Genomic DNA, 26,235 nt, shown 5'->3' with positions numbered 1-26,235 from the left:
CATTATTTGAGAAAGGAGCTGGCTTTTGAAAAAAGTAAAGCTCACTGGAAGAATTGTTACCCCTGATGATCTGGGATATGAACAGGCAAGAACAAATAACAACTTAAATAATCCAAAATATCCCAGCGTAATTGTGTTTTGTCAAGATACAAAGGATGTTATAAATGCATTAAACTGGGCAAGGGAAAATAATGAACCATTTCGAATAAGAAGTGGCAGGCATAGCTATGAAAATTATTCATTATTAAATAAAGGTCTTGTTATTGATATTAGTGACATGAATGACATTCAATTCAATCTTCAGGAAATGACAGTGAAAATTGAAGCAGGGGCAAATCTTGGGAGCGTTTATCGTGTATTAGGAGAACAAGGTGTAACAATACCTGCCGGAACCGAAAGTAGTGTAGGTGTCGTGGGCTTAACACTTGGTGGAGGAATTGGGATGCTATCTCGTCCATTTGGGTTAACATGTGACAATTTGATTGAAATTGAGATGGTGGGTGTAAGTGGTCATGAAGGAGCAACAGTCATTCAAGCAAACAGGCAAAAAAACAGTGATTTATTGTGGGCTAGCTGTGGAGGTGGAGGTGGCAATTTTGGTATCGTAACTGCACTTACCTTTAAACTACATCCAATTAATGATGTTGCTATTTTTTCTATTACATGGGGTTGGGAGGATTTTGAACGTGCCTTTGATGCATGGCAAAAATGGGCACCATATACAGATGAACGCTTAACGTCCCAGATTGAGCTTAAATCAAAGGAGATAGGTGAGATTGTTGCACAAGGAGAGTTTGTGGGTTCTGCTTCAGAATTAAAGAAATTACTACGGCCTTTAAGGAAAACAGGAACACCCAGAAATGTTTGGATAAAGGAAGTCCCTTATTTAAAGGCTGTAGAATTTTTTGATATTCCAAGTGGCAACCAGCCAGCCCTTCGTAAAAGATCTGGTTCTTTTATTGAAAGACCATTTCCACATGCCGCCATTGTACAAATGAAGGAATTCTTAGCTAAACCACCAAATAGAAATACAACGATTTGGCAGCAATCTTTAGGAGGCGCTGTAGGTCAAGTTGCACCCAATCGTACTGCTTATTATTATAGAAATGCTTTAATGGCACAGGAGTACAATACATCTTGGAAAAAACCTAAAGAAGAAGAGAAAAACATTCGATGGGTGGAAAATGTCAGACGGGCTTTGTCTCCTTATACTACTGGGGATTATGTCAATTTCCCTGATCGCTTTATTAAAGATTGGCTGACTGCTTATTATGGCCGAAATGTTCGTAGATTAAGAGAGGTAAAGTCAAAATACGATCCGTTGAATGTGTTTCATTTTCCTCAAAGCATCCCACCTAATCGAAAATGGCTTTAGGTAGTGAATCAACGATACAAAAAACATTTGCTGAATTAAGATAAAAAGGGTAGCATGCTGAAAATTAGCTATGCATGCTGTCCTTTTGCATGAATAATTATCTTGATAATTAGTGTTCTGCAAGTCAAAATGAAGATATTACATATATTTCTAAGGGAGTAAATGCGATGACTGATGTAATTGTTCGTAATAATGTAAAAATAATTGGTAAAGGGAATCAGCCTATTATTTTTGCTCATGGCTTTGGCTGTGATCAAGATATGTGGCGGTTCATTACCCCTGCATTTGAAGATAATTATCAAGTAATTTTATTTGATTATGTTGGCTCGGGTAATTCAGATTTACACGCGTATAACTCTGAAAATATAGTTCTTTACAGGGATATGTTCAAGATATTTTAGACATTATCGAAGCATTAAATTTGAACAATATTCTATTCGTTTATCAAAACGGATAATGAGACTACCATTTTACAAAGAGCTGATAAGGCTCTATATGCCTCTAAGGAAAATGGTCGAAACCACGTTACACATAGTATAGATTTAACAAGTATTTAGAGTGGAATAAAGGGGATTTTTATGAACAAGATGGCGATTAAGAAAATTACTTAATTGCCATCTTGTTGTTATTTTTCTGCTAGCAATTTTTTTATAGAAGGGATGTCCGCTGGAGCGAAGTTTAATTCTAACAGATGGTGTCGAGCTACCCATCTGATTTCAGTATGTTCTAAAGCAAGTGGTTCTCCACTAATTATCGTGGCTTTAAATGTCTCTAGGCGCACAATGAATTCTTGATATTCATATGTGGTATCTTCTACTTTTTCATTTACCTCTATAGAGCAATTAAATTCCTCTAATATTTCACGGGCCAATGCCTGCTTCGACGTTTCCCCTACTTCTATTTTACCGCCAGGAAATTCCCAGTAGTTAGCGAGTACCATGTGAGGATTTCGTAATGCACAAAAGATTTCATTCTTGTCATTTTCAATAATTGCGCCCACTACGTGTATTTGTTTTTTCATTTTCTTCATCCTAAAATTTTTTTATGAAATATTGTAAATTATAACATGTAGTTTGAAATTTTTGTTACTTAAAATAAAAGCTGTCTTCATGAAAAACAGAGTTTTCATGACGATGTAAATTGTTATTTTCTACTGTATAATAAAAAACAGTAAATAGGAAAAGGGCGGTACGAGGTACGATGAAAAGAATAGAATCTACGCAAAATGCATTAGTGAAATACTGGAAGAAGCTAGCGACGACACGTAAAGAGCGTGAACGTTCTGGAGAATTTATAGTCGAAGGATTCCATTTAGTAGAGGAAGCATTAAAAAATAAAGAGCAGGTATTGCAGCTTATTGTGCGTGAAGGTGTAGATTTACCAATGCTTTGGCCAATTGACGATATTGCCATCATTGAAGTGACAGTAGCTGTTGCGAAGGAGTTTGCTGAAACGGAGACCTCACAAGGAGTATTTGCCGTTTGTAAGCAGCCTTTACTAAAGGAAGATGTAATGGCTTCATGGCGTAAGGTATTACTGATTGATGCTGTACAAGATCCTGGGAATATAGGAACGATGATTCGTACGGCAGATGCTGCGGGTTTGGATGCAGTTATATTAGGCAAGGGCTGTGCAGATATGTATAATCCTAAAACACTTCGTTCTGCACAGGGCTCACATTTTCACATTCCAGTACTTAGAGGTGAGTTGGAGGATTGGATAGAGCAGCTACAGGAAAATGGTGTACCAGTATTTGGAACGGCCTTAGATGAAGATGCGGTTATCTACAGCGATATTCAGCATACAGGTGCTTTTGCCATCATGATGGGCAATGAAGGCAGCGGCATCCACCCACAATTGCTTGCTATGGCCGATCAAAATATTATAATTCCTATTTTTGGACAGGCAGAATCATTAAATGTAGCGGTGGCAACAGGAATTGTATTATATGGTTTTGTTAAATAACGGATAGAACTATCAAAATGATGGATAGAATAACTAAAGTGAAGGATAGATTGCTCAAATCAATGGATGCGTTGTCATAATGAAGGGTTCAAAAACTTTGGAATCATTAATATCCTTAATAATGGGAAGATGCCCCTTGATTTGCATGAGTATAGTATTGTATAATCACTTTTAAATTGTAAACTTGAATATGAAAATGCTTTGACCGGGAAGTAGTAAAGATTGTGAATGGACGACAGGGAGCGTGGGCCGGAGATTGAGAGCCAGCGCAGAACCAATGCAGTTTTGAATTCAGCCTGCGAGCAGCTACCGGGACCAGCAAAATGCTGTAAAGGTAAGCCGGCTTTAATCTAGTCGTTATGTCAATGAAGTGATTGCTTGGCGTTTGCCTTGCAATAACTAGGGTGGTACCGCGAATATGTCCTCGTCCCTTTTTTAGGGGCGAGTTTTTTTATGCCATTAAAAAGCTGACATTTATCCTGTAGCGGAAGTGAAACATGGTATAGGACAATTCAGAATCTGTAGTGAAGGCTAAGCGATAACTACAAAAATGCCAAAGTGAAATTGATTTGAACAAGGAGGATTTACACATGGAAGAGCAATTAAAGCAATTAGAGCAAGAAGCACTTGCTAAAATTGAAGCAGCAGCAACTTTAAAAGAGTTAAATGATGTGCGTGTAGCGTATCTGGGAAAAAAAGGACCTATTACAGATTTATTAAAAGGGATGGGGAAATTATCAGCAGAGGAACGCCCTAAAATGGGTGCCTTAGTGAATACAGTTCGTGAAAAGGTAACAGCTGTTTTAGAGGAAAAGGCAACTGTGCTTGAGGAAGCGGCAATTGCTGAAAAATTAGCAAGTGAGTCGATTGATGTCACTTTACCAGGCCGAGAAATTAAAGTAGGAAATCGTCACCCATTGACACGTGTCATTGAAGAAATTGAAGATTTATTTATTGGTATGGGCTATGAAATTGCAGAAGGTCCTGAAGTGGAGAAGGATTACTATAACTTTGAAGCACTAAACCTACCGAAGGGGCACCCTGCTCGTGATATGCAAGATTCGTTCTATATTTCCGAGGAAATATTATTACGTACGCACACATCTCCAGTGCAAGCTCGAACAATGGAAGAGAAAAAAGGTGAATCCATTCGTATTATTTGCCCAGGTAAAGTATTCCGTCGCGACAACGATGATGCTACACACTCACACCAGTTCATGCAAATTGAAGGATTAGTGATTGGCGAAAATATTCGCATGAGCGACCTTAAAGGTACTTTAGATACTTTAGCGAAGAAAATGTTTGGTGCCGATCGCGAAATTCGCTTACGTCCAAGTTTCTTCCCATTCACAGAGCCATCTGTTGAAATGGATATTTCTTGCTTTAAATGTGGTGGTTCAGGCTGTAATGTATGTAAAGGTACAGGCTGGATTGAAATTTTAGGTGCTGGTATGGTACATCCAAATGTGCTTGAAATGGCTGGCTATGATCCAAAAAAAGTTTCAGGCTTTGCATTTGGTATCGGTGCAGAACGTATCGCAATGTTAAAATATGGTGTTGACGATATTCGTCATTTCTACACAAGTGATACACGTTTCTTATCACAATTCGAGCGAACAGAGGCGTAAGGGAGGAATAAAAAATGTTAGTATCATTAGAATGGTTAAAAGATTATGTAAGTACACAGAATTTAGTGCCTGAGCAGTTAGCGGAAAAAATTACGCGCTCTGGGATTGAGGTAGATGCAGTAATTGATCGTGCTAACGGAATGGATAAAGTTGTAGTGGGCTATGTCGTATCAAAAGAAAAACACCCTGAAGCGGATAAATTAAATATTTGCCAAGTGGATGTTGGTGAAGCAGAGCTACAACAAATTATTTGCGGTGCACCAAATGTTGATGCGGGACAAAAAGTTATTGTGGCTCGTCCAGGTGCACATTTACCAGGTGGCATTAAAATAAAAAAAGCGAAACTTCGTAGACATGAATCAAATGGTATGATTTGTTCATTGCAAGAGCTAGGTATCGAAGGGAAGCTTGTTCCTAAAGCATATTCTGAGGGGATTTATGTACTTCCTGCTGATGCTGAAATTGGTTCAGATGCCCTTGCTATTTTAGGTTTACGAGACACAGTACTAGAGCTAGGTTTAACACCAAATCGATCAGATGCACTGTCAATGCTAGGTGTGGCATATGAAGTTGGTGCAATTCTTTCTGAAGAAGTGAAATATCCGGAAATTTCCTATAACACATCTACTGAAAAAGCGGAAGACAGGTTAAAGCTTCGAGTAGAAGATTTGCAAGCAAACCCAATGTACGTTGCTAAAGTTGTGAAAAATGTAAAAATTGCAGAATCACCAATGTGGTTACAAAATCGTTTAATGGCTGCGGGTGTTCGTCCACACAATAATGTTGTTGATATAACGAACTACATTTTAATGGAATATGGTCAACCCCTTCATGCCTTTGACTATGATAGCCTTGCAACAGGTGAAATCGTTGTCCGAAAAGCAACAGAGGGTGAACAAATTACGACTTTAGATGACCAAGAACGTACATTAAAAGCGACTGATTTAGTGATTACTAATGGTAAGGAACCAGTAGCTATTGCAGGTGTAATGGGTGGCGCAAATTCTGAGGTAACAGAGTCTACTACAACAGTTGTGATTGAATCTGCTTATTTCGATGGCTTAACTGTACGCCAAACTTCACGTCGTCTTGGCTTGCGCTCTGATGCTTCTGCTCGTTTCGAAAAGGGTGTTGACCCTAACCGCGTTTTACCTGCAGCAGAACGTGCAGCAGCATTATTAGCTGAACTTGCTGGTGGGGAAGTGTTGGAAGGCACATGTCTTGTCGATGAACTGGATAAAACACCAGCCCGTGTTGTTGTGTCCCCAGACTTTATCAATGAGCGTTTAGGAATGAAAATTTCTTTAGAGGATATGCTTTCTATTTTAGAACGTCTGAAATTCAGTGTAGAGGCAGCGAACGGCTTGTTAATAATTGATGCGCCAACCCGTCGTCAAGATATTAAAATTGAAGAGGATATCGTTGAGGAAATTGCTCGTTTATTTGGTTATGATGAAATCCCGATGACATTACCAGAGGGTGCTACGCAAGTAGGTGGTTTAACACCATATCAAGCACATCGTCGTGTAGTCCGTAATTTTATGGAGGGAGCAGGGCTTTATCAGGCTGTAACCTATTCATTAACATCTGAGGCATTGTCACAGCGCTTCGCATTGAAGGCTGAGCCAGTCACTCGTTTGCTAATGCCTATGAGTGAAGAACGTTCAACTTTACGTCAGAGTCTGATTCCACATTTAATTGAAGCAGCTGCTTATAATGTAGCACGTCAAGCTGAAAGCGTGGCACTTTATGAGGTTGGTTCTGTGTTCCTTGGTCAACTAGAAGAAGGGCAGCCATATGAGGAAGAGCATGTAGCAGCAGTTTTAACAGGAAAATGGCTAGATCATGCTTGGCAGGGTGAGAAAAAAGCAGTTGACTTCTTTGTCTTAAAAGGCATTGTTGAGGGCGTTATTGGTAAGCTAGGCTTAGAAAATCGCATTTCATTCGTGCAAGCACAAGTCGATGGCTTGCATCCAGGACGCACAGCTAGCATTCTTTTAGATGGGGAGCAGGTCGGCATTATTGGTGGTTTACATCCTGCAGAGCAAAAAGCATGGGGTGTTAAAGACACATATGTCATGGAAATGAATTTAGTAGCATTATTAAATGCCACTGAACAAGAGGAACCGCTTACCTACACATCGGTACCTCGATTCCCAGCAATGTCTCGTGATATCGCTTTAATCATGAATCGTGCTACAACTGCAGGAGAAGTCATCACAGCTATCCGCTCAGCTAGCGTAAAATTATTGAAAGACGTTCGTGTATTTGATGTTTACGAAGGTGAAAAAATGGAGCCAGGTAAAAAATCTGTTGCATTCTCACTCACTTACCTTGATCCAGAGCGTACTTTAACAGATGAAGAAGTTGTTGCAGCACATAACAAGGTGCTAAAAGCTATTGCAACAATTGAAGGCACAGAAGTACGTTAATATTATTATTTAGGAAGACTGTCTTACGGGACAGTCTTTTTTATCTTCATTCAGCAAATGTTTCTTGTATCGAAAGAATAGCGGTAGCGGCAGATGTTTTATGCTCGTAAGTGTAGCGGCAGCGGTAGATACAGAAGACTCCCATCTCTAGCAGTGGCGAGAGAATGCGGTTTTGGTTCCTTATCAGTGGTGTCCAAACACCTACTGAAATAGCAGAACTCAGTATAAGAACGTCACATCCTGTGGCAATTTATCTGTACAAAAGTGAAGCGACAGCAACACGTTTTTATCTGTGCGAAAGCGTAGCGGTAGCGGCAGCTACAATTACGCCGGGGCGAAAATGATTTAAATCATTTTCCTTGCTTTTTCGGTATTTGCAAAATGCCATTTCGTTATAGTGCGTAAAAAATCCTCACCTTGACCACGCCAAATACGTGCTGCTAAAGCATCTACTTTTGCAGAAGCTCCCTTTAATAATTCAATTCCAGCCAGTTCACTAAGTCGATCCATTTCCTTTAAGAAAGCTGCGCGAGCTAATATGGAGGCTGTTGCGACTGAAACATGCAATTGCTCAGCTTTTGTTGAAAAAAGCACATTCTCTCGAACAATTTCTCGCTCATTCTTTAAATAGTTATAGTATACGCCTCGTTCAGCAAACTGATCGATTAAAATATGCTGTGGTTTTTCTGGTGCCATTTTCACTAGAGTATTGTTAAGTGCTTTATTGTGCATCATTGCCTTCATTTTTCCCTGTGAATAGCCCTTTGCCTGTAAATTATTATACTTCTCATTCCGCAGTACAAGTACACTATGGACACAGGCAGCACGTAAATCTGGCGCTATTTTACGCATATAGTCATCTGTTAGCATTTTTGAATCTTTTACCCCAAGCTCATTGACAAGCTCAATCTTCGTTGCAGGAACATAAACAGCTGCTACAGTCATTGGACCGAAATAATCGCCAGTGCCAGTTTCATCAGAGCCGAGCACTGACATTGTAGCAAAGCCATCAGGCAAAACATCTCCCTTTGCACCTATGGCTGAAGCTTTTGGTGGACTAGGGATGCTACTGCCCCAGCGAGCTGCTTCTCGTTCAGCTCCTCCCCCTTGAAACATTAATTTACCTGATTTGTACATGGTGATTGCTGTATCTGGAAGCTTTGCGGCAAAGATAACACCAGGTGCCTTTCGCTCTACATAATGGCTTGCATAGAAGGCCTTCACTTCTTTTTGTATATTTGGTGATATTGAAAGCACAATATTTGACATTTAATCGTCCCTTTCTGTCCTCATTGTTCACAATTTTATATCATTCATGGTATGATAATAAATAGCTTTTTTGTGTGATGCTGTTCACAACTAAAAAAATCGTGAACATAAAGATGAAAAAAGGAGGGTGCGACTATGGAAAATCAAGAAAAGAATAAAATTTCTGTGGAAATATATGGTCACACATATAAAATGGTCGGCTCTGAATCCATTGGACATATGCGACTTGTCGCTTCAATTGTTGATGACCGTATGCGCGAAATGAATTTACATAACCCCTCACTTGATAGTACAAAACTAGCTGTTCTAACAGCAGTAAATACTGTTCACGATTATTTACTATTAAAAGAGCAGATGGAGCGACTAGAAGAAGAATTGAAAAAATTAAAGGGTTGAAGTGAATGCTAGATTTAATCATATTGGCGGTGCTATTAGCTGGACTTATTATCGGTGCAAAACGAGGTTTCATCGTTCAGATGATGCATATTGTCAGCTTTATAGTTGCCATCATTGTTGCGTATATTTATTATAAGCCATTAGCACAAAAATTTGTGTTTTGGATTCCATATCCAGGTGTAACAGATTCAGGTAGTCTTGGTGTAGTCATAGATAGTCTGGATTTAGACAGCACATTTTACCGTGTCATTGCCTTCGCTGTTATTTTCTTCGCTGTGAAAATTTCCTTGCAAATTATTGCGTCGATTTTTGATTTTATAGCGTATTTACCAGTGTTAAATACTTTAAATCGTTGGCTTGGAGCATTGTTTGGCATGATTGAAAACTATTTAATTATGTTTATTTTGCTATACATTCTTGCTTTATTGCCAGTTGATTTTATTCAAGGGTTAATATCGAAGTCATTGATAAGTGGTCTTATTTTGGAGCATACACCAATTATTACAAAGATGTTTCAAAACTGGTGGTATATTTATATGCAATAGTAAACTTTGCACTTCTCTCGGCTGTGAGAGAAGTGTTTTTACGATAGGAGGAACTTCTGTTGAACAAAAAAACAATTATTCGAACACTTGAAAAAATCGCATTATATATGGAATTACAGGGGGAAAATCCATTTAAAGTATCAGCCTTTCGAAAAGCAGCTGCGGCTCTAGAGGGAGACGAACGCTCATTAAGTGAGATGGAGGATGTAACGAAACTTAAAGGAATTGGTAAAGGAACTGCCGCTGTCATTGAAGATTTAATGACAACTGGACAATCAAGTCTATTAAAGGAATTAGAAGAAGTTGTTCCTAAAGGCTTACTACCCTTATTAAAATTACCTGGATTAGGTGGGAAAAAAATAGCCAAGCTTCATCAAGAGCTAGGAATTGATTCTGCGGAAAGTCTAAAGGCAGCATGTGAGGCATGTAAAGTTCGTGAGCTAGCTGGCTTTGCAGCGAAAACAGAAGAAAAAATATTAAAGGAGCTTGCCAATTTAGCTAATCGTTCAGAGCGTTTACCAATATGGCAACTGGAGCCTGTTGTTTTACAAATAGAAGCACTTCTAGGTAGTATGAAGGAAGTAGAACGTTTTTCAGTTGCTGGAAGCTTCCGTCGGGCTGCGGAAACAAGTAAGGATATTGATTTTATTGTTGTAACAGAAGTAGTTGAGGCTGTTCGTGAGCAACTGCTGAATAAGCTTTCGATACAGGAAGTGGTAGCAGCTGGCGATACGAAAATTTCTGTTGTATTAGATTTAGACGAGCCAATAAGTGTGGATTTCCGTTTAGTAAAGGATGCGGAATATGCAACTGCCTTACATCATTTTACAGGCTCTAAGGAACATAATGTTCGTATGCGTCAAATTGCAAAAGCACGTGGTGAGAAGATTAGTGAATATGGTGTTGAGCAGGAAGACGGGAACGTATTGACCTTTAAAGATGAAGCAGCGTTTTTTGCCCATTTTGATTTACCGTTTATCCCGCCAAGCATACGCACTGGTACAACGGAGTTTGATAAAACTGAGGATATCCAAACTTTAGTGAAACTAGAGGATATCAAGGCAGATTTGCATATGCATACAACATGGTCAGATGGAGCCTATTCTGTGGCAGAAATGGGCGAGGCTTTAATCGCACGAGGTTATCAATATAGCGTTATAACGGACCATTCGCAATTTTTAAAGGTAGCAAATGGTTTAACGCCTGAGCGTTTAGTAAAACAGCGTGCTGAAATAGATGCATTTAATAAAGCACATTCGGAATTTCATTTATATGCAGGGACAGAAATGGATATTTTGCCAGATGGGTCTCTTGATTTTGACGATGAAGTATTAAAAGAGTTAGATTTTGTAATTGCATCTATCCACTCTAGCTTTACACAGTCCCAGGAAAAAATAATGGCACGTTTACTAACAGCGATGCAAAATCCGTATGTGCATATGATTGCGCATCCTACAGGTCGCATTATTGAAGATCGTCAGGGTTATAATCCTGATATGGAGCAATTAATTGCTTGGGCGAAGGAATATGGTAAAATTTTAGAGTTAAATGCCAATCCATATCGTCTTGATTTATGTGTGGAGCATTTAGAAATGGCCATGGTAGCTGGTGTGCCTATAGCCATTAATACCGATGCCCATGATATTGCTCATTTACGTTTTATGGATATAGGGGTTCGTTATGCAAACAAAGCATGGTTGAAAAAGGATATGATTGTGAATACATGGACGCGGGAACAATTTGAGGCGTTTATTCGACGAAATAAATAGGTTGAGGAGGTGTTCTCAGTGATCGCAGAACGCGCATTGAAAACACTAGAATATGATAAAGTACGTCAGCAAGTGGCTACATACTGTACTTCATCCATTGGCAAAACAGCTATTGATGAGCTTGTACCACAAACAGACTATGAGAAAGTTGTACAATTATTAGAGGAAATGGATGAAGGACTTTCCATTTTACGTGTAAAAAGCAATGTACCGATGGGTGGAATTTTTGATGTACGCCCTGCCGCAAGACGTGCACAAATCGGTGGTATGCTTTCAGCGATGGAATTGATGGAAGTTTCAAGTACGATTCGTGCTAGTAGAATTCTTCGTAATTTCATTGAGGATATTGAATCAGAAGCAGTGATTGAGATTCCTCATTTCATCACTAAAAAGGAGGCAATGCCTGTTTTAACTGGCTTGCAGCACGAAATTAACAATTGTATTGATGACAATGGTTCCGTGCTAGATTCAGCAAGTCAAACTTTACGTTCCATTCGCCAATCTTTGCGTGCAGAGGAGGCTAAGGTTCGTTCAAAGCTTGAAAGCCTTATACGTGGCAGTAATGCTGCAAAAATGCTGTCAGATGCACTTGTAACGATTCGGAATGATCGCTTCGTTATTCCTGTTAAACAGGAGTATCGTCATCATTATGGTGGAATTGTGCATGATCAATCGTCTTCGGGGCAAACATTATTCATCGAGCCAGATTCGGTTGTACAAGCAAATAATGAGATTCATCGACTAAAAATGAAGGAGCAAGCTGAAATTGAACGCATTTTACTTGCTTTAAGTGCTATGGTAGAGGAAGTAGCCCCTGATTTATTTAATTTAGTGAAAGTACTTGGTGAGATAGACGTTATTTTAGCGAAGGGGAAATATGGGCAAGCAAACAAATGTACAATGCCAAAAATGAATAATGACGGTTATATTCGCTTAGTACGTGCACGTCATCCACTTTTACCGATTGACATTGCAGTTGCCAATGATATTGAATTCGGCAAAGACATTACAGCAATTGTTATTACAGGACCAAACACTGGTGGGAAAACTGTAACGTTAAAAACAGTTGGATTATGTACATTGATGGCACAGGCTGGATTACCTGTACCTGCTCTTGATGGTTCAGAATTAGCAGTTTTCAAACAGTTATTTGCTGATATTGGTGATGAACAATCTATTGAGCAATCACTATCAACGTTCTCCTCACATATGGTGAATATTGTAGACATTTTACAAAAATTTGATCATGAGTCACTTGTGCTCTTCGATGAACTAGGTGCTGGGACAGACCCACAGGAGGGTGCAGCTCTTGCTATTTCTATTTTAGATGAAGTACATGGAAGAGGAGCTCGTGTGATGGCAACGACTCACTATCCAGAATTAAAAGCTTATGGGTATAATCGTCCTGGTGTTGCCAATGCAAGTGTGGAGTTTGATATTGAAACTTTGAGTCCAACATACCGTCTACTTATTGGTGTTCCGGGTCGCTCCAATGCATTTGAAATTTCAAGCCGTCTTGGCCTACCAGAATCTATTATAGATAGAGCGAAAGGCTTTACAGGCACAGATCGTCATGAAGTGGAGTCAATGATTGCTTCACTTGAGGAGACACGACGCCAATCCGAGGATGATGCAGAGCGATCTCATGAATTGCTGATGGAATCCGAAGCCTTACGCAAAGAGCTGCAGGACAAACTACAGGCTTATGAGGAGCGGAAAGAGGCACTCGATAAAAAAGCGAAGGAAAAGGCTCGTAAAATTGTCGATGAGGCAAAGAGAGAAGCAGAATCAATCATAGCTGAATTGCGTGAAATGCGTAAAAATGCGGACCAGGTCGTGAAGGAGCATGAGCTTATTGAAGCTCGTAAACGCTTAGAAGATGCGACGCCTCAAGATAATAATAAAGTGCTAAAGAAAGCAGCCCAAGTGAAGGCTCGCGCTCAAAACCTAGTTGTCGGAGATGAGGTAAAGGTGTTAAGCTATGGTCAACGGGGTACTTTACTGGAAAAAGTGTCTGATTCCGAATGGATTGTGCAAATGGGCATTTTGAAAATGAAAATTTCGGATAGTGACCTTGAATACATCAAGCCAGAAAAAGAGCCCGTTCAACGTATTGCAGGTGTTAAAAACCGAAATAGCCATGTGAAATTAGAATTAGATCTCCGTGGTGAACGTTTCGAGGATGCTATTTTGCGTACAGAAAAGTATATTGATGATGCCCTACTAGCTAATTATGGGCGTGTTTCGATTATTCACGGTGTTGGTACAGGTGCATTGCGTCAGGGAATTCAAAACTATTTGAAAAAGCATAAGCGTGTAAAATCCTTCCGTTTTGGTGAAGCAGGTGAGGGTGGCTTTGGCGTCACGGTTGTGGAATTGAAATAAGCAGTAAAGGGGACGGAGAAAATGCTGAATTCTAGCTTTTGGCGATATCCGATTATCGAAACGGCAGGATATTTTAGTGTTGTTGTGTTATGTTTAGTCGTCTCGATGGCATTGTTCGAAGTCGTTACGAAATATAAAAATTGGGAAGAAATAAAAAATGGCAATGTTGCTGTAGCACTTGCAACTGGAGGGAAAATTTTGGGGATTTGCAATATTTTCCGCTACTCCATTGCTCGACACAGCACATTAAGCGAAATGATTGGCTGGGGTCTTTTTGGCTTTACATTACTGATTGTGGCGTATTTTTTATTTGAATTCATGACTCCACGCTTTAATGTAGATCAAGAAATTGCGAATGATAATCGCTCAGTCGGCTTTATTTCCTTCACCATTTCAGTAGGTCTATCGTTTGTGATTGGGGCAAGTATTGCATAGGGAGTGTCATGACATGGAAAAATTGGCGAAAATTCTAATCGTTGTCTGCATCGCATTTTTGGCAGTCGGTGTCTACTATATGATGACCCTTTAAACAAGAAAACGCATCCTGTTTGTGAGGATGCGTTTTTGTTATGTTTTAAGGTGGCGTAAAGAAAAGAATTGCTCAGCTTGAGAGTGGAATCGCTCGGGTAGGGTCAAGAACGGCTCCGGTAGAGTAAAAAGTCGCTCAGGTAGGGTCAAGAAGTGCTCAGGTAGAGTAAGAAGTCGCTCAGATATGGTCAAGAAGTGCTCAGGTAGAGTAAGAAGTCGCTCAGATATGGTCGAGAAACGCTCAGGTAGAGTAAAAAATCACTCGGATAGTGTCAAGAGTTGCTCAGATAGAGTAGAAAGTCGCTCAGGTATGGTCGAGAAGTGCTCAGGTAGAGTAAGAAAGCGCTCGGGTAGGGTCAAAAGTGCTCAGATAGAGTAAGAATCCGGTATGGTCAAGAAGTGCTCAGGTAGAGTAAAAAATCACTCGGATAGTGTCAAGAAGCGCTCAGGCAGAGTAAGAAGGCGCTCGGGTATGGTCAAGAAGTGCTCACGTAGAGTAAAAAAATCGCTCGGATAGGGTCAAGAAGTGCTCAGGTAGAGTAAAAAATCGCTCGGATAGGGTCAAGAAGTGCTCAGGTAGAGTAAGAAGTCGCTCGGGTATGGTCAAGGACCGCTCAGGTAGAAAAAAAGTCGCTCGGCGATGATCAAGAAGGTCTCAAAAAAAGTAAAAAGTCGCCCAAGTATGGTTAAGAACCGCTTCGGTCCATTGTAAAATTAACTGGGGAGGGTCAAATATCCACAAATTTTCTTAATTTTATTCTTTTAAGCAAATTTAAGGGGATTAAATTTTTAATTTAAAAAAGGCTATTTGCAATGAGGATAAAACTTGCTATAGTCTAAGCAAAAAGAAAGGAAAATTTCATGATATTAAAACCATTTGAACATGCAGCAATGCTACCAGGATTACGTGCAATGATTCATCGTTTGGACTCAAGTCATCCGCTACATATAAAAGTTTCGCAAGAATTACAGCAATTAGAAGCAGGGGATTTTGGTGAACAATGTATAATAAATGAATTGCAAAAGTTATCACAGACACTGGAAATCTATGTTTTGCATAATATTACCTTGTTTGAGCCTGTTCCTATTCAGCTTGATGTTGTAGTTATTACTCCTTACGATGTAGTAGTGATTGAAAGTAAAAATATTCGTGGGAGGATTGAATTGAAGCATCACCCGAGACAGTTGGTTCGTATATTAGAAAATGGTGATAAACATATTTTTAATCACCCAGAAATTCAACTCGAGGACTATATTTATGGATTAAATTCCTTTTTTAAGCAGTTTGAGGTCCAAATAGCAGTGACAGGAATTATTGTTTTCCCTTTTAATAATGCTGAAATTTATTATGAACAAGGAAAGTTTCCAGTTTTAATGAGGCGTGAATTGTCTTATTTTCTAAGACAACATTTAAATGAAAATAAATCCAAAGGAACGATTCCAAAATCTCAAATAGCAAATCTCTTATTAAAGCATCATCGTGCTTTTCAACCTTCCCCATTATGTTCCTACTACAAAATTGACCCCAAAGCTCTTCAACAGGGTATATTCTGCAGACATTGTAATCAATCAAAAGTAATCCGACAAAAGTATAGTTGGTTTTGTCCAGCTTGCAACATGTATGACAAATTCGCACATCATCAAGCATTGCAGGATTTTTGTTTATTGATTGATGAGAAAATTAATACACAAACTGCACGCTATTTTTTAGCATTATCGAATCGACATCTTACAAAAAGGGTGCTACAGGAATTTTCTAAGAAAAAAGAAGGATGTAATAATAAGACATTCTATTATTTAAAGGGCAATTAAAAAATCCTAGCTTAGGTGAGGTAAAAATTTGTAGGAGAGAATCGGATACTACTCAGACAAGGAGAGAAATCGCTCGGCTGGCAGCAAGTACCGCTCAGGTAAGGAAAGAAGTCGCTCAGAAACAGCTCATGTGATTTCGCCCCCACCTAGGCAGCATAAATTATCCTCTAATCTTCAGCAAAATCAAAAATTTCATCGCCATCAAAATTCTCTCAAAACCACTACCGCACAAAATACTACTAAAATCTATCATTAATCTTTCATCTTTTAAAAAATTAACCCTCACAATTTATTTTCGCAATATAGAAATATTACTTCACATGTTTGCATAAAAAAACAAAGAATGAATGAGAATTCATAAGGTCTTGCAATCTAAAACCCTATAAAATACAGTCATATAAATGTTGTTAAATGCATAATAATTAATCGAAAATGCATTTATTTTCTATTTTGTGTTTGAAACTGTATTTCTTTTTCATTATAATTAATATAAGAATTTACAAAGTTTGGGGCAAAGGGGAGAGGACGTATGACAACAAAACCATGGCTAACAAATTATCCTGAAGAAGTACCATCGTCTTTAACGTTTGAGGAAATTCCAGTGCAAGAGTTTTTGACACGTGCCTATAAAAAGAATCCATCCAAAGTGGCGATTCATTTTATGGGGAAGGATTTGACGTACACAGAGTTATATGAGTCTGCGCTTAGATTTGCAAACTATTTACAAGCACTTGGTGTAGAAAAGGGAGATCGTGTGGCAATTATGCTACCAAATTCGCCTCAAAGTGTAATTGCTTACTACGGTGCTATGTATGCTGGAGCTGTTGTCGTACAAACAAATCCACTTTATACTGAACGGGAACTTCAATATCAAATGGCTGATTCAGGTGCAAAGGTTATTTTAGTGATGGACATCTTATATCCACGTGTTATGAAGATTATGAAAGAAACGGCACTTGAAAATGTAATTGTTACGGCTATAAAAGATTACTTACCATTTCCGAAAAATTTAGTTTATCCTTTTATTCAAAAAAAGCAATACGGTTTTAGTGTGAAGGTAGAACATAGCGGTCAAAACCATCTATTTACTGAGATTATGCGTTCCTCACCAATTAAGGTGCTGGATATTTCTTTTGATTTTGAAGAGGACATTGCCTTGCTTCAATATACAGGAGGTACAACCGGCTTTCCTAAAGGTGTGATGCTGACTCATAAAAATTTAATTGCCAATACAACAATGTGTGATGTTTGGATGTATAAATGTGTGCATGGTGAAGAAACCATTATGGGTATTTTACCGTTCTTCCATGTCTATGGTATGACCACGGTTATGCTACTATCTGTTTTCACGCAAAATAAAATGGTGTTATTACCAAAATTCGATGCGGAAACAGCATTGAAAACCATTGATAAGCAAAAACCAACGCTTTTCCCTGGTGCCCCAACATTATATATTGGTCTTTTAAATCATCCAGATATTACAAAATATGATTTGTCATCCATTAAAGCTTGCTTGAGTGGCTCTGCATCACTTCCGGTTGAGGTGCAAGAGAAATTTGAAGCAGTCACAGGTGGAAAGCTCGTAGAAGGTTATGGATTAACAGAAACTTCTCCAGTAACCCATTCAACACCTATTTGGGGTAAACGCAAAATTGGCTCAATTGGTTTACCATGGCCGAACACAGATGCGGTTATTCTACGTACAGGCGATACGGAGGTGCTTCCAGTCGGTGAGGTTGGAGAGATTGCTGTAAAAGGTCCACAGGTGATGAAGGGTTATTGGAATCGACCAGAAGACACGGCAGCAACGTTCGCGGATGGCTGGTTCTTAACAGGGGATTTAGGTTATATGGATGAAGAAGGCTTTTTCTATGTAGTGGATCGTAAAAAGGATTTGATTATTGCAGGCGGCTTTAATATATACCCTCGTGAGGTGGAAGAAGTCTTATATGAGCGAGAGGAAATTCAAGAATGTGTAGTTGCAGGAATTCCAGACCCGTACCGTGGAGAAACAGTTAAAGCTTATATTGTATTAAAAGAAGGATATTCGATTACAGAGGACGAATTAAATAAATATTGCCGCCAACATCTAGCTGCATTCAAAGTTCCGCGCTATTATGAATTTAGAGATGAGCTTCCGAAAACAGCTGTAGGGAAAATTTTGCGTCGCTCATTAGTGGATGAAGAAAAAACGAAATTAGTGAATAAAGAAGCAAAATAAATACGTCATAAAGTATTGACAAGCAAAGTTGTAAAATATAATATGAAAATATGAATGAATGACCATTCATATTTTCATATTTTTTTAGGTTAATACGTCACATCCTTACTTTTTACTAAATAAGGATTACATCATGTGGTAACAAAGCATGTAGACGTCTGTAAGTTTTTATAGGTGGTGATATATAAGTGAAACGTGATAAGCCGAAATATAAGCAAATTATTGATGCAGCTGTCATCGTTATAGCAGAAAATGGGTATCACCAAGCGCAAGTGTCGAAAATCGCTAAACAGGCTGGGGTGGCTGATGGAACAATCTATTTATATTTTAAAAATAAAGAAGATATATTAATTTCTGTCTTTAATGAAAAAATGGCTGTTTTTGTTGAGTCATTACAAGATATAATAGAAAATGGAAGTACGTCTAAAGACAAACTTTCACGTATGATAGAAAATCATTTTAATGTTCTAGCGACAGATCGATACCTAGCAACCGTCACACAATTAGAACTACGACAATCGAATAAGGATTTACGATTAAAGATTAATTCGGTGTTAAGAGAGTACTTACAATTACTTGATCAAATTTTAATCGAAGGTATGCTTTCCGGTGAGTTCAATCAAACGATGGATGTACGCTTGGCACGTCAAATGGTATTTGGAACAATTGATGAAACCATTACGTCGTGGGTCATGAATGACTATCGATATGATTTGATAGAACAAGTTCCAAAGGTTCAGGCATTAATTCTGAACGGCATTAAAGCTTAAAAGGATGTGGAGAAATGGAATTTCTAAGTTGGAAAGTTGAAGATGGAGTAGCAATTATTACAATTGCACGACCACCAGCAAACGCATTATCGCGTGGAATCATTACCGAAGTCAATGAAGTGCTAGATGCTGTTGAAAACGATGACGCAGTACGTGTCCTTGTACTTCACGGTGAAGGTCGTTTCTTCTCAGCAGGTGCAGACATAAAGGAATTTACAGAAGTTGAATCTGGCGAGGAATTTACAAAGCTAGCGAGCAATGGACAACAAATTTTTGAACGTGTTGAATCATTCTCAAAACCTGTTATTGCTGCAATCCATGGTGCTGCACTTGGCGGTGGTTTGGAGCTTGCGATGAGCTGTCATCTGCGCTTTGTAACAGAATCTGCAAAATTAGGATTGCCCGAATTACAATTAGGTTTGATTCCTGGCTTTGGAGGCACACAACGATTACCACGCTATGTTGGTGTTGCAAAAGCTGCAGAAATGATGTTTACAAGTGAGCCAATTTCAGGTACTGAAGCTGTGCAGTGGGGGTTAGCGAATCGAGCATATTCAGATGAAGTGTTGCTTGAGGAAACGTTAAAAACTGCTAAGAAAATTGCGAAGAAGAGCCCAATCGCCTTAAAGGCAGCTATTCAAACTTTGCAATTTGCGAAGCCTGCTTCATTCTACGAAGGTATAGAGGCTGAGGCAAAATCGTTTGGTACCGTTTTTATAACAGAAGATGCTAAAGAAGGCATTCAAGCATTTATTGAAAAACGTGAGCCTGTCTTTACTGGTAAATAATTTTCCATTCGTGTCGATAGCACTTGTCAATCGACATTATCCAAACTGAAAATATATAATATTTATAAGTTTACTTAGAATTATAAAACGTTCCAGGAGGTATGGATATATGAACATTTTTGCATTAATTAAACGTACGTTTGATACGGAAGAAAAAATCGTTGTGTCTGGTGGTAAAATTCAAGAAGATGGTGCTGAATTCATCATCAACCCTTACGATGAATATGCCATTGAAGAGGCAATCCAAGTTCGCGATGCTGCTGGGGGTAAAGTAACAGTAGTAACAATTGGTGGCGAAGATGCAGAAAAGCAACTACGTACAGCTCTTGCCATGGGAGCAGATGAAGCGGTTCTTATTAACACTGAAGATGATTTAGATGAATTAGATCAAAATGCAGCTGCTTTTATCTTAGCTGAGTATTTAAAAGATAAAGATGCTGATTTAATTTTAACAGGAAATGTAGCGATAGATGGTGGCTCTGGGCAAGTAGGTCCACGTGTTGCAGATTTACTTGGCATTAACTATGTAACAACAATTACAAAACTTGAAATCGATGGAACATCTGCGAAAATTGTACGCGATATCGAAGGTGATTCAGAGGTTATCGAGTCCTCTCTACCACTATTAGTAACAGCTCAACAAGGTTTAAATGAGCCTCGTTACCCATCTTTACCAGGTATCATGAAAGCGAAGAAGAAACCGCTTGCAGAACTTGAATTAGATGATTTAGATATCGATGAAGATGATGTAGAAGTGAAGATTGAAACTTTAGACATCTTCTTACCAGCACAAAAGGCAGCAGGACGCGTTCTTGAAGGTGACCTTTCTGCACAAGTAAAAGAACTGGTAAATCTACTTCACACTGAAGCAAAAGTAGTTTAAAAATTTGATGATGTTAATCGAATCTTAAAGGGTAACGGAGGGAATATACTATGTCAAAAAAAGTATTAGTATTAGGTGAAGTTCGTGAAGGAAGCTTACGTAATGTTTCTTTCGAAGCAATTGCTGCTGCAAAACAAATCGCTGATGGTGGCGAGGTTGTCGGCGTACTTTTAGGGGATGCTGTAGCAGATTTAACTGGTTCATTATTTGAATATGGTGCTGATCGTGTTGTAACAGTAGAGCATCCACATTTAAAACAATATACATCTGATGGATATGGTCAAGCGTTATTAGCTGTCATTGAGCAGGAAAATCCAGCTGGAATTGTATTTGGTCATACAGCTAATGGCAAAGATTTATCACCAAAGATTGCAAGTAAGTTACAGGCAGGTCTAGTATCTGATGTTACTTCAATTGAAGGCACTGGTGATGATATCGTATTTATCCGTCCAATTTACTCTGGTAAAGCTTTCGAAAAAGTAAAAGTAAAAGACGGCGTTATTTTAGCTTCAATTCGTCCAAACAATATTGCACCTTTAGAAAAAGTAGACGGCAAATCAGGTAACGTAGCTTCCATTTCGGTGGATATTACAAACCTTCGCACAATCATAAAAGAGGTTGTACGTAAGTCTTCAGAAGGTGTTGATCTTTCAGAAGCAAAAGTAGTTGTAGCGGGCGGACGTGGTGTTAAATCAGAAGAAGGCTTTGAACCATTAAAACAGCTAGCAGATTTACTGGGTGGCGCAGTTGGTGCCTCACGTGGTGCATGTGATGCTGAATACTGTGATTATTCACTTCAAATTGGTCAAACAGGTAAGGTTGTAACACCTGATCTTTACATTGCTGCAGGTATTTCTGGCGCAATCCAGCACTTAGCAGGTATGTCAAACTCTAAAGTCATCGTTGCGATTAATAAAGATCCTGAGGCTAATATTTTCAAAGTGGCAGATTACGGTATCGTAGGAGATTTATTCGAAGTAGTGCCTCTTCTAATTGAAGAATTTAAGGCATTAAAAGTAAATGCATAGTAAAGGGTACAGGGGGAATTCATTCCTCCTGTTTTTTTGTATAATGCTCTATTTTGAGAATTATCGCAAAATAAGATATTGACATAATGATGGTTAGCCCTTATAGTGGTGGATAATCATTAAATTTTTCAATAATAATGTTTTGAAACGCAAAGATTAGGAGTAGTAGAAGCTCATTATTTGGTAGAGAGAGCTGCGGGGTGGTGCAACGCAGTCCAATAAGACTTTGAACTTGCCTAGGAGTGGTAAAATAAATGGAATTAACAGATTATTCTATTTGTTTGACGATTAACCTTCGTTACAAGGTTTTAAAGTAGGGTTCGAATCGAATCAATTAGAGTGGTACCGCGGTTTGCTTATGGCATATCGTCTCTTCTTTCATTTAACGGTGAAAGGATAGGCGATATGCCTTTTTGATTTAGGAGGAAAGAAAATGGAAAAAGACAACCAGACATTAAAACGCACAATGTCCTCACGACATATCACGATGATGGCTTTAGGTGGTGCCATTGGTGCAGGATTATTTAAAGGAAGTAGTGCTGCCATTGATATGGCAGGACCATCAGTGCTCATCGCCTATTTATTAGGTGGTATTATTCTTTTATTTGTAATGCAAGGTTTAGCGGAAATGGCAGTTCGAAATAGCGAAGCCAGAACGTTTAGAGATTTAGTTCAATCGATATTAGGAAAGTACCCAGCATATTTCCTGGATTGGATTTATTGGAAAATGTGGGTTTTGAATATTGCAGCAGAATCTGTAGTTGCGGCCATTTTCATTCAATATTGGTTACCTGATTACCCAATTTGGATTCTGGCATTGTCTGTTTCAGTGTTAGTTACAGCGATTAATTTATTATCAGTGAAAGTTTTTGCTGAAACAGAATATTGGTTAGCGTTAGTTAAAATTTGTGTAATCGTTGTGTTCATTATTGCAGGCTTAATTTTATTACTTGTATCATTTGGTCAGCATACAGCTGTTGGTTTTTCGAATTTAACGGCGCATGGAGGCTTCTTCCCTAACGGATCAATGGGATTAATTGCTGCAATGCTTGTGGTTATCTATTCTTATGGTGGTACTGAAATTATCGGTATTACATTAGCGGAAACAAAGAATCCTGAAAAGGTAGTACCAAAAGCTGTGCGCAGTACACTAGTTCGGATTGTGACGTTCTATTTACTACCTTTCTTTATTATCGTAAGCTTAATTCCTTGGAATGAAGTAAATGGCGTACCTGAAAGTCCGTTTGTAATGGTGTTTAAAATGATTGGGATTCCTGGTGCAGACCATATTATGAACGCTGTTGTTTTACTTGCGATTATTTCCTCCATGAATTCAGGGCTTTATGGCTCATCTCGTGTGTTATATACACAGGCTGTGGACGGGCGTGTTCCAAAAATCTTTGCCCATTTATCGAAAAGAAAAGTTCCAGTAAATGCGATTTTAATGTGCACGTTAGCATTATATGTTGGTGTAATTATTTCACTATATGCTGGAAGTAAGACTTTTGAGTTTTTAATGGGTTCCCTAGGATACACGGTGTTATTTATTTGGTTAATCATTGCGATTGCACATCTGAAATCACGTAAAAAACAATCAGAAAAAACAAGTGCCTATGTAGTTAAATGGTTCCCTTACACAACGTGGATTGCTATTATTGCGCTAAGTGCTATCTTGATTGGTATTATTTTTACAACTTCTATAATTGTAACAGGTATTACTTTAGCTATTTATCTCTTTATTACGTTAACGTATGTTTATAAAGGTCGCTATCATACAAACTAGGCTAAATTATAAATTCATTCAAGCTATTTCGACTTTTTTCATCTTGTTTTTTCATCAATTTTGCATTATAGGCAGATTGTTCGCTCAAGGTAAATTATCCATGCTATACTACAAGCATAGTAAGTTTAAGGAGGATTTCAAATGGCAATTGTACATGCAACAGATGCAACTTTCCAAGATGATATTAAAGAGGGGTTAGTGCTAGTAGACTTTTGGGCTGCTTGGTGCGGACCATGTAAAATGATTGGACCTGTACTTGAAGAAATGGATGCTGCAGGCAGTGCGGCTAAAATCGTAAAAGTAGATGTAGATAACAACCAAGGTACGGCAGCCCAATATCAAATCATGTCAATTCCAACTTTATTATTATTTAAAGATGGTGAATTGGTGGATAAAACTGTTGGCTTCCAACCTAAAGAAGCGTTAGAGACATTTATTGCAAAACATGCTTAATTGATAAGATATGAAAAGTCGAGCCATCATTTGATGTGCTTGGCTTTTTTTCGTTATATAATAAGTTAATAGAGGATGGGCACTATGTTTAACAAAGAGGGGGCAGGTTGTAATGAATGATTTAATAAAACGAAAGCTTGATATTTTGCCCGATCAGCCTGGCTGCTATTTGATGAAGGATCGCCAAGGAACCATTATTTATGTAGGAAAAGCAAAGGTGCTAAAAAATCGAGTACGCTCCTATTTTACTGGTACACATGAGGGGAAAACACAGAGACTTGTAAGTGAGATTGAAGATTTTGATTATATTGTAACCTCCTCGAATATTGAGGCATTGATTTTAGAGCTCAATCTAATAAAACTTCATGATCCTAAATACAATGTCATGTTGACAGATGATAAAACCTATCCGTATTTAAAAATTACGAATGAAAAACATCCTCGTCTTATTACGACACGAAAAGTGAAAAAGGATAAGGCAAAGTATTTTGGACCCTATCCTAATGCATATGCAGCAAGTGAAACGAAAAAGCTACTTGATCGCTTATATCCGCTTCGAAAATGTGTACAACTACCTTCCAAGGTTTGCCTATACTATCACATGGGTCAATGTATGGCACCTTGTGTGAAGGAGATTGATGCTCAAATTTATCAGGATATGATTGAGGATATGACCAAATTTTTAAATGGTGGCGTGGAGGCAGTCAAAAAGGAGCTTGAGGTAAAAATGCTAGCCGCTGCTGAAAATTTAGAGTTTGAACGTGCCAAAGAATTCCGTGATCAGATTGCACATATTGATACAGTTATGCAAAAGCAAAAAATTGTATCAAGTGATACGACCAATCGAGATGTATTTGGTTATGCAGTTGAAAAGGGCTGGATGTGTGTTCAAGTATTCTTTGTTCGTCAAGGTAAACTGATTGAGCGTGATGTCTCTATTTTTCCGATTTATCAGGAAGCAGAAGAGGAATTTTTAACATTTGTTGGTCGATTCTACGAAAAGCTAGAGCATATTAAACCAAAGGAAATTTTTATCCCACAAGCTATTGATGCTGCCATTTTAACAGAATTATTAGATGTGAAGGTATTGACGCCAAAGCGTGGGCAAAAAAAAGAGCTTGTTGACCTCGCTACAAAAAATGCTGAAATCGCAGTAGCAGCTAAGTTCCAGCTCATTGAACGTCAGGAAGAACGAACAATTGGTGCATGTGAGGCACTGGGTGAAGCGATGGGAATTTCCACACCTTTACGAATCGAGGCTTTTGATAACAGTCATATGCATGGAACAGATGCTGTATCTGCAATGGTGGTATTTATCGATGGCAAGCCTGCAAAGAAAGAATATCGGAAGTATAAAACTCGGACAGCTGCTAAGCACGATGACTATGGGGCGATGCAGGAGGTAATACGTCGTCGTTACATTCGTGTACTAAAGGAAGGATTACCCCTACCAGATTTAGTTTTAATAGATGGAGGGAAGGGACAAATGGAAGTTGCACGAGAAGTATTAGAGGATGAGCTTGGGCTGGTCATTCCAATCGCTGGCTTAGCGAAGGATGAAAAGCATAATACATCACAGCTTCTATTTGGTGATCCACCTGAGGTCATTGCGTTAAAGCGCACAAGTGATGGGTTCTATTTATTGCAACGAATTCAAGACGAGGTACACCGGTTTGCCATTACATTCCTACGCCAGCAGCACGAAAAGCATGCTATTCAATCTGTTCTCGATCAGATTGAGGGTATTGGTCCAAAGCGAAAACAGCAATTATTAAAGCATTTTGGTTCTGTCAAAAAAATTCGAGAGGCAAGTGAGTTAGCATTACAAGAGGCTGGGATGCCTGCTAATCTTGCTAGTCATATATATACCTATTTTCAGGAACAGACATTGTCAAAGGAATAGACATATGCTAATGTTTAATAACATACATTCACTATTTTAAGTGATGATAGAGGTGCAAGATTCAAAAGTAGTACATCAGAGGATGAACAAATCCTGTGAAGATGTATGAAAGGGGAGCTTGCCGAAGTGGAGCATCGTTGTTTCCGATGTTGTACTGGTTTTGCATTTAAGAAATGTAAGACTGTCGATTCTAAACGTTTCGGAGAGCTATCACACATGCGCAAGGTTTTTTTATTGTACATGTATAGGCAGCTTTCACGTTATGTGAAAGCTGCTTTTTTTGGTTTTCTAGTAGACACTCC

At 38.6% G+C, this 26,235-nt stretch carries 21 protein-coding genes, 1 pseudogene, 1 riboswitch and 1 other annotated feature; of the genes and pseudogenes, 20 read left to right on the top strand and 2 right to left on the bottom strand.

Features of this window, described 5'->3' with window-relative positions; genetic code table 11:
- The first annotated feature begins 25 nt into the window (after positions 1 to 25).
- Complete coding sequence (locus AC2CGN_RS10465; RefSeq protein WP_484513746.1) at positions 26 to 1,375, top strand: FAD-binding oxidoreductase; 1,350 nt, start codon at positions 26 to 28, stop codon at positions 1,373 to 1,375.
- A 167-nt stretch (positions 1,376 to 1,542) separates the two neighbouring features.
- Positions 1,543 to 1,817, top strand: a pseudogene (locus tag AC2CGN_RS10460) (alpha/beta fold hydrolase); the annotation flags it as partial.
- 183 nt (positions 1,818 to 2,000) lie between these two features.
- Here the strand turns inward: AC2CGN_RS10460 and AC2CGN_RS10455 are convergent.
- The gene (locus tag AC2CGN_RS10455) at positions 2,001 to 2,396 is read right to left on the bottom strand and encodes a (deoxy)nucleoside triphosphate pyrophosphohydrolase (protein WP_484513744.1); all 396 of its coding nucleotides are present in this window, start codon (positions 2,394 to 2,396) and stop codon (positions 2,001 to 2,003) included.
- Between the two features lie 179 nt (positions 2,397 to 2,575).
- Here AC2CGN_RS10455 and AC2CGN_RS10450 point away from each other — a divergent pair, with 179 nt between their 5' ends.
- From AC2CGN_RS10450 to AC2CGN_RS10435, 4 genes are all read left to right on the top strand, one after another.
- Positions 2,576 to 3,340 carry a TrmH family RNA methyltransferase gene (locus AC2CGN_RS10450; RefSeq protein WP_286924564.1) on the top strand — a complete coding sequence of 255 codons (765 nt, stop codon included), beginning with the start codon at positions 2,576 to 2,578 and terminating at the stop codon, positions 3,338 to 3,340.
- 590 nt (positions 3,341 to 3,930) lie between these two features.
- Complete coding sequence (pheS, locus tag AC2CGN_RS10445; protein ID WP_286924563.1) at positions 3,931 to 4,968, top strand: phenylalanine--tRNA ligase subunit alpha; 1,038 nt, start codon at positions 3,931 to 3,933, stop codon at positions 4,966 to 4,968.
- A 14-nt stretch (positions 4,969 to 4,982) separates the two neighbouring features.
- Positions 4,983 to 7,400, top strand: a complete 2,418-nt coding sequence (pheT, locus tag AC2CGN_RS10440; protein ID WP_484513741.1) for a phenylalanine--tRNA ligase subunit beta — start codon at positions 4,983 to 4,985, stop codon at positions 7,398 to 7,400.
- Between the two features lie 164 nt (positions 7,401 to 7,564).
- Positions 7,565 to 7,744: a hypothetical protein gene (locus tag AC2CGN_RS10435; RefSeq protein WP_484513739.1), complete on the top strand. Its 180-nt coding sequence runs from the start codon at positions 7,565 to 7,567 to the stop codon at positions 7,742 to 7,744.
- Between the two features lies 1 nt (position 7,745).
- Here AC2CGN_RS10435 and rnhC read toward each other — a convergent pair whose 3' ends face one another.
- Positions 7,746 to 8,669 (bottom strand): ribonuclease HIII, encoded by a 924-nt coding sequence (gene rnhC / locus AC2CGN_RS10430; RefSeq protein WP_429987816.1) that lies wholly within the window; start codon positions 8,667 to 8,669, stop codon positions 7,746 to 7,748.
- A gap of 135 nt (positions 8,670 to 8,804) precedes the next feature.
- On the opposite strand from rnhC, the gene zapA reads away from it, so the two are divergent.
- The 14 genes from zapA (at position 8,805) to uvrC (ending at position 25,933) form a co-directional block, all read left to right on the top strand.
- Positions 8,805 to 9,065, top strand: a complete 261-nt coding sequence (zapA, locus tag AC2CGN_RS10425) for a cell division protein ZapA (RefSeq protein WP_286924560.1) — start codon at positions 8,805 to 8,807, stop codon at positions 9,063 to 9,065.
- A 5-nt stretch (positions 9,066 to 9,070) separates the two neighbouring features.
- On the top strand, positions 9,071 to 9,610 hold the full coding sequence (locus AC2CGN_RS10420) for a CvpA family protein (RefSeq protein WP_054770922.1): 540 nt from the start codon (positions 9,071 to 9,073) through the stop codon (positions 9,608 to 9,610).
- A gap of 59 nt (positions 9,611 to 9,669) precedes the next feature.
- Complete coding sequence (polX, locus tag AC2CGN_RS10415; RefSeq protein ID WP_484513736.1) at positions 9,670 to 11,379, top strand: DNA polymerase/3'-5' exonuclease PolX; 1,710 nt, start codon at positions 9,670 to 9,672, stop codon at positions 11,377 to 11,379.
- A gap of 18 nt (positions 11,380 to 11,397) precedes the next feature.
- Positions 11,398 to 13,764 carry an endonuclease MutS2 gene (locus AC2CGN_RS10410; RefSeq protein ID WP_484513734.1) on the top strand — a complete coding sequence of 789 codons (2,367 nt, stop codon included), beginning with the start codon at positions 11,398 to 11,400 and terminating at the stop codon, positions 13,762 to 13,764.
- Positions 13,765 to 13,785: 21 nt separating this feature from the next.
- On the top strand, positions 13,786 to 14,199 hold the full coding sequence (locus AC2CGN_RS10405) for a DUF350 domain-containing protein (protein ID WP_010860124.1): 414 nt from the start codon (positions 13,786 to 13,788) through the stop codon (positions 14,197 to 14,199).
- 954 nt (positions 14,200 to 15,153) lie between these two features.
- Positions 15,154 to 16,104 carry a nuclease-related domain-containing protein gene (locus AC2CGN_RS10400; protein WP_429985837.1) on the top strand — a complete coding sequence of 317 codons (951 nt, stop codon included), beginning with the start codon at positions 15,154 to 15,156 and terminating at the stop codon, positions 16,102 to 16,104.
- Positions 16,105 to 16,633: 529 nt separating this feature from the next.
- Positions 16,634 to 18,325, top strand: coding sequence for an AMP-binding protein (locus AC2CGN_RS10395; RefSeq protein WP_429982692.1), 1,692 nt, complete (start codon positions 16,634 to 16,636; stop codon positions 18,323 to 18,325).
- Between the two features lie 188 nt (positions 18,326 to 18,513).
- The gene (gene fadR, locus AC2CGN_RS10390) at positions 18,514 to 19,095 is read left to right on the top strand and encodes a fatty acid metabolism transcriptional regulator FadR (protein ID WP_283869093.1); all 582 of its coding nucleotides are present in this window, start codon (positions 18,514 to 18,516) and stop codon (positions 19,093 to 19,095) included.
- A 14-nt stretch (positions 19,096 to 19,109) separates the two neighbouring features.
- The gene (locus AC2CGN_RS10385) at positions 19,110 to 19,883 is read left to right on the top strand and encodes an enoyl-CoA hydratase (protein WP_286926015.1); all 774 of its coding nucleotides are present in this window, start codon (positions 19,110 to 19,112) and stop codon (positions 19,881 to 19,883) included.
- Positions 19,884 to 19,992: 109 nt separating this feature from the next.
- Positions 19,993 to 20,766 (top strand): electron transfer flavoprotein subunit beta/FixA family protein, encoded by a 774-nt coding sequence (locus AC2CGN_RS10380; protein WP_484513730.1) that lies wholly within the window; start codon positions 19,993 to 19,995, stop codon positions 20,764 to 20,766.
- Between the two features lie 50 nt (positions 20,767 to 20,816).
- Positions 20,817 to 21,794, top strand: coding sequence for an electron transfer flavoprotein subunit alpha/FixB family protein (locus AC2CGN_RS10375; RefSeq protein WP_429982691.1), 978 nt, complete (start codon positions 20,817 to 20,819; stop codon positions 21,792 to 21,794).
- 143 nt (positions 21,795 to 21,937) lie between these two features.
- Positions 21,938 to 22,171 (top strand) — a binding site (T-box leader).
- A 56-nt stretch (positions 22,172 to 22,227) separates the two neighbouring features.
- Positions 22,228 to 23,577: an amino acid permease gene (locus tag AC2CGN_RS10370; protein ID WP_429982690.1), complete on the top strand. Its 1,350-nt coding sequence runs from the start codon at positions 22,228 to 22,230 to the stop codon at positions 23,575 to 23,577.
- A 141-nt stretch (positions 23,578 to 23,718) separates the two neighbouring features.
- Positions 23,719 to 24,030, top strand: a complete 312-nt coding sequence (trxA, locus tag AC2CGN_RS10365) for a thioredoxin (RefSeq protein ID WP_054770925.1) — start codon at positions 23,719 to 23,721, stop codon at positions 24,028 to 24,030.
- A gap of 112 nt (positions 24,031 to 24,142) precedes the next feature.
- Positions 24,143 to 25,933, top strand: coding sequence for an excinuclease ABC subunit UvrC (uvrC, locus tag AC2CGN_RS10360; RefSeq protein WP_429982689.1), 1,791 nt, complete (start codon positions 24,143 to 24,145; stop codon positions 25,931 to 25,933).
- A gap of 39 nt (positions 25,934 to 25,972) precedes the next feature.
- Positions 25,973 to 26,151, top strand: a riboswitch (Lysine riboswitch).
- Positions 26,152 to 26,235: the final 84 nt, after the last annotated feature.

It is taken from the genome of Lysinibacillus sp. DFXJR4, assembly GCF_057196045.1.
The sequence above is the reverse complement of the archived record's forward strand: the minus strand, read 5'-3'. Positions and strand labels throughout refer to the sequence as shown.

Coding starts and splice junctions, on each gene's coding strand:
- AC2CGN_RS10395 (WP_429982692.1), top strand. CDS start 16,634: ATGACAACAAAACCATGGCTAACAAATTATCCTGAAGAAGTACCATCG.
- rnhC (WP_429987816.1), bottom strand. CDS start 8,669: ATGTCAAATATTGTGCTTTCAATATCACCAAATATACAAAAAGAAGTG.
- trxA (WP_054770925.1), top strand. CDS start 23,719: ATGGCAATTGTACATGCAACAGATGCAACTTTCCAAGATGATATTAAA.
- AC2CGN_RS10375 (WP_429982691.1), top strand. CDS start 20,817: ATGTCAAAAAAAGTATTAGTATTAGGTGAAGTTCGTGAAGGAAGCTTA.
- AC2CGN_RS10370 (WP_429982690.1), top strand. CDS start 22,228: ATGGAAAAAGACAACCAGACATTAAAACGCACAATGTCCTCACGACAT.
- AC2CGN_RS10385 (WP_286926015.1), top strand. CDS start 19,110: ATGGAATTTCTAAGTTGGAAAGTTGAAGATGGAGTAGCAATTATTACA.
- AC2CGN_RS10380 (WP_484513730.1), top strand. CDS start 19,993: ATGAACATTTTTGCATTAATTAAACGTACGTTTGATACGGAAGAAAAA.
- AC2CGN_RS10450 (WP_286924564.1), top strand. CDS start 2,576: ATGAAAAGAATAGAATCTACGCAAAATGCATTAGTGAAATACTGGAAG.
- pheS (WP_286924563.1), top strand. CDS start 3,931: ATGGAAGAGCAATTAAAGCAATTAGAGCAAGAAGCACTTGCTAAAATT.
- pheT (WP_484513741.1), top strand. CDS start 4,983: ATGTTAGTATCATTAGAATGGTTAAAAGATTATGTAAGTACACAGAAT.
- zapA (WP_286924560.1), top strand. CDS start 8,805: ATGGAAAATCAAGAAAAGAATAAAATTTCTGTGGAAATATATGGTCAC.
- uvrC (WP_429982689.1), top strand. CDS start 24,143: ATGAATGATTTAATAAAACGAAAGCTTGATATTTTGCCCGATCAGCCT.
- AC2CGN_RS10455 (WP_484513744.1), bottom strand. CDS start 2,396: ATGAAAAAACAAATACACGTAGTGGGCGCAATTATTGAAAATGACAAG.
- AC2CGN_RS10435 (WP_484513739.1), top strand. CDS start 7,565: ATGCGGTTTTGGTTCCTTATCAGTGGTGTCCAAACACCTACTGAAATA.
- AC2CGN_RS10420 (WP_054770922.1), top strand. CDS start 9,071: ATGCTAGATTTAATCATATTGGCGGTGCTATTAGCTGGACTTATTATC.
- AC2CGN_RS10400 (WP_429985837.1), top strand. CDS start 15,154: ATGATATTAAAACCATTTGAACATGCAGCAATGCTACCAGGATTACGT.
- AC2CGN_RS10405 (WP_010860124.1), top strand. CDS start 13,786: ATGCTGAATTCTAGCTTTTGGCGATATCCGATTATCGAAACGGCAGGA.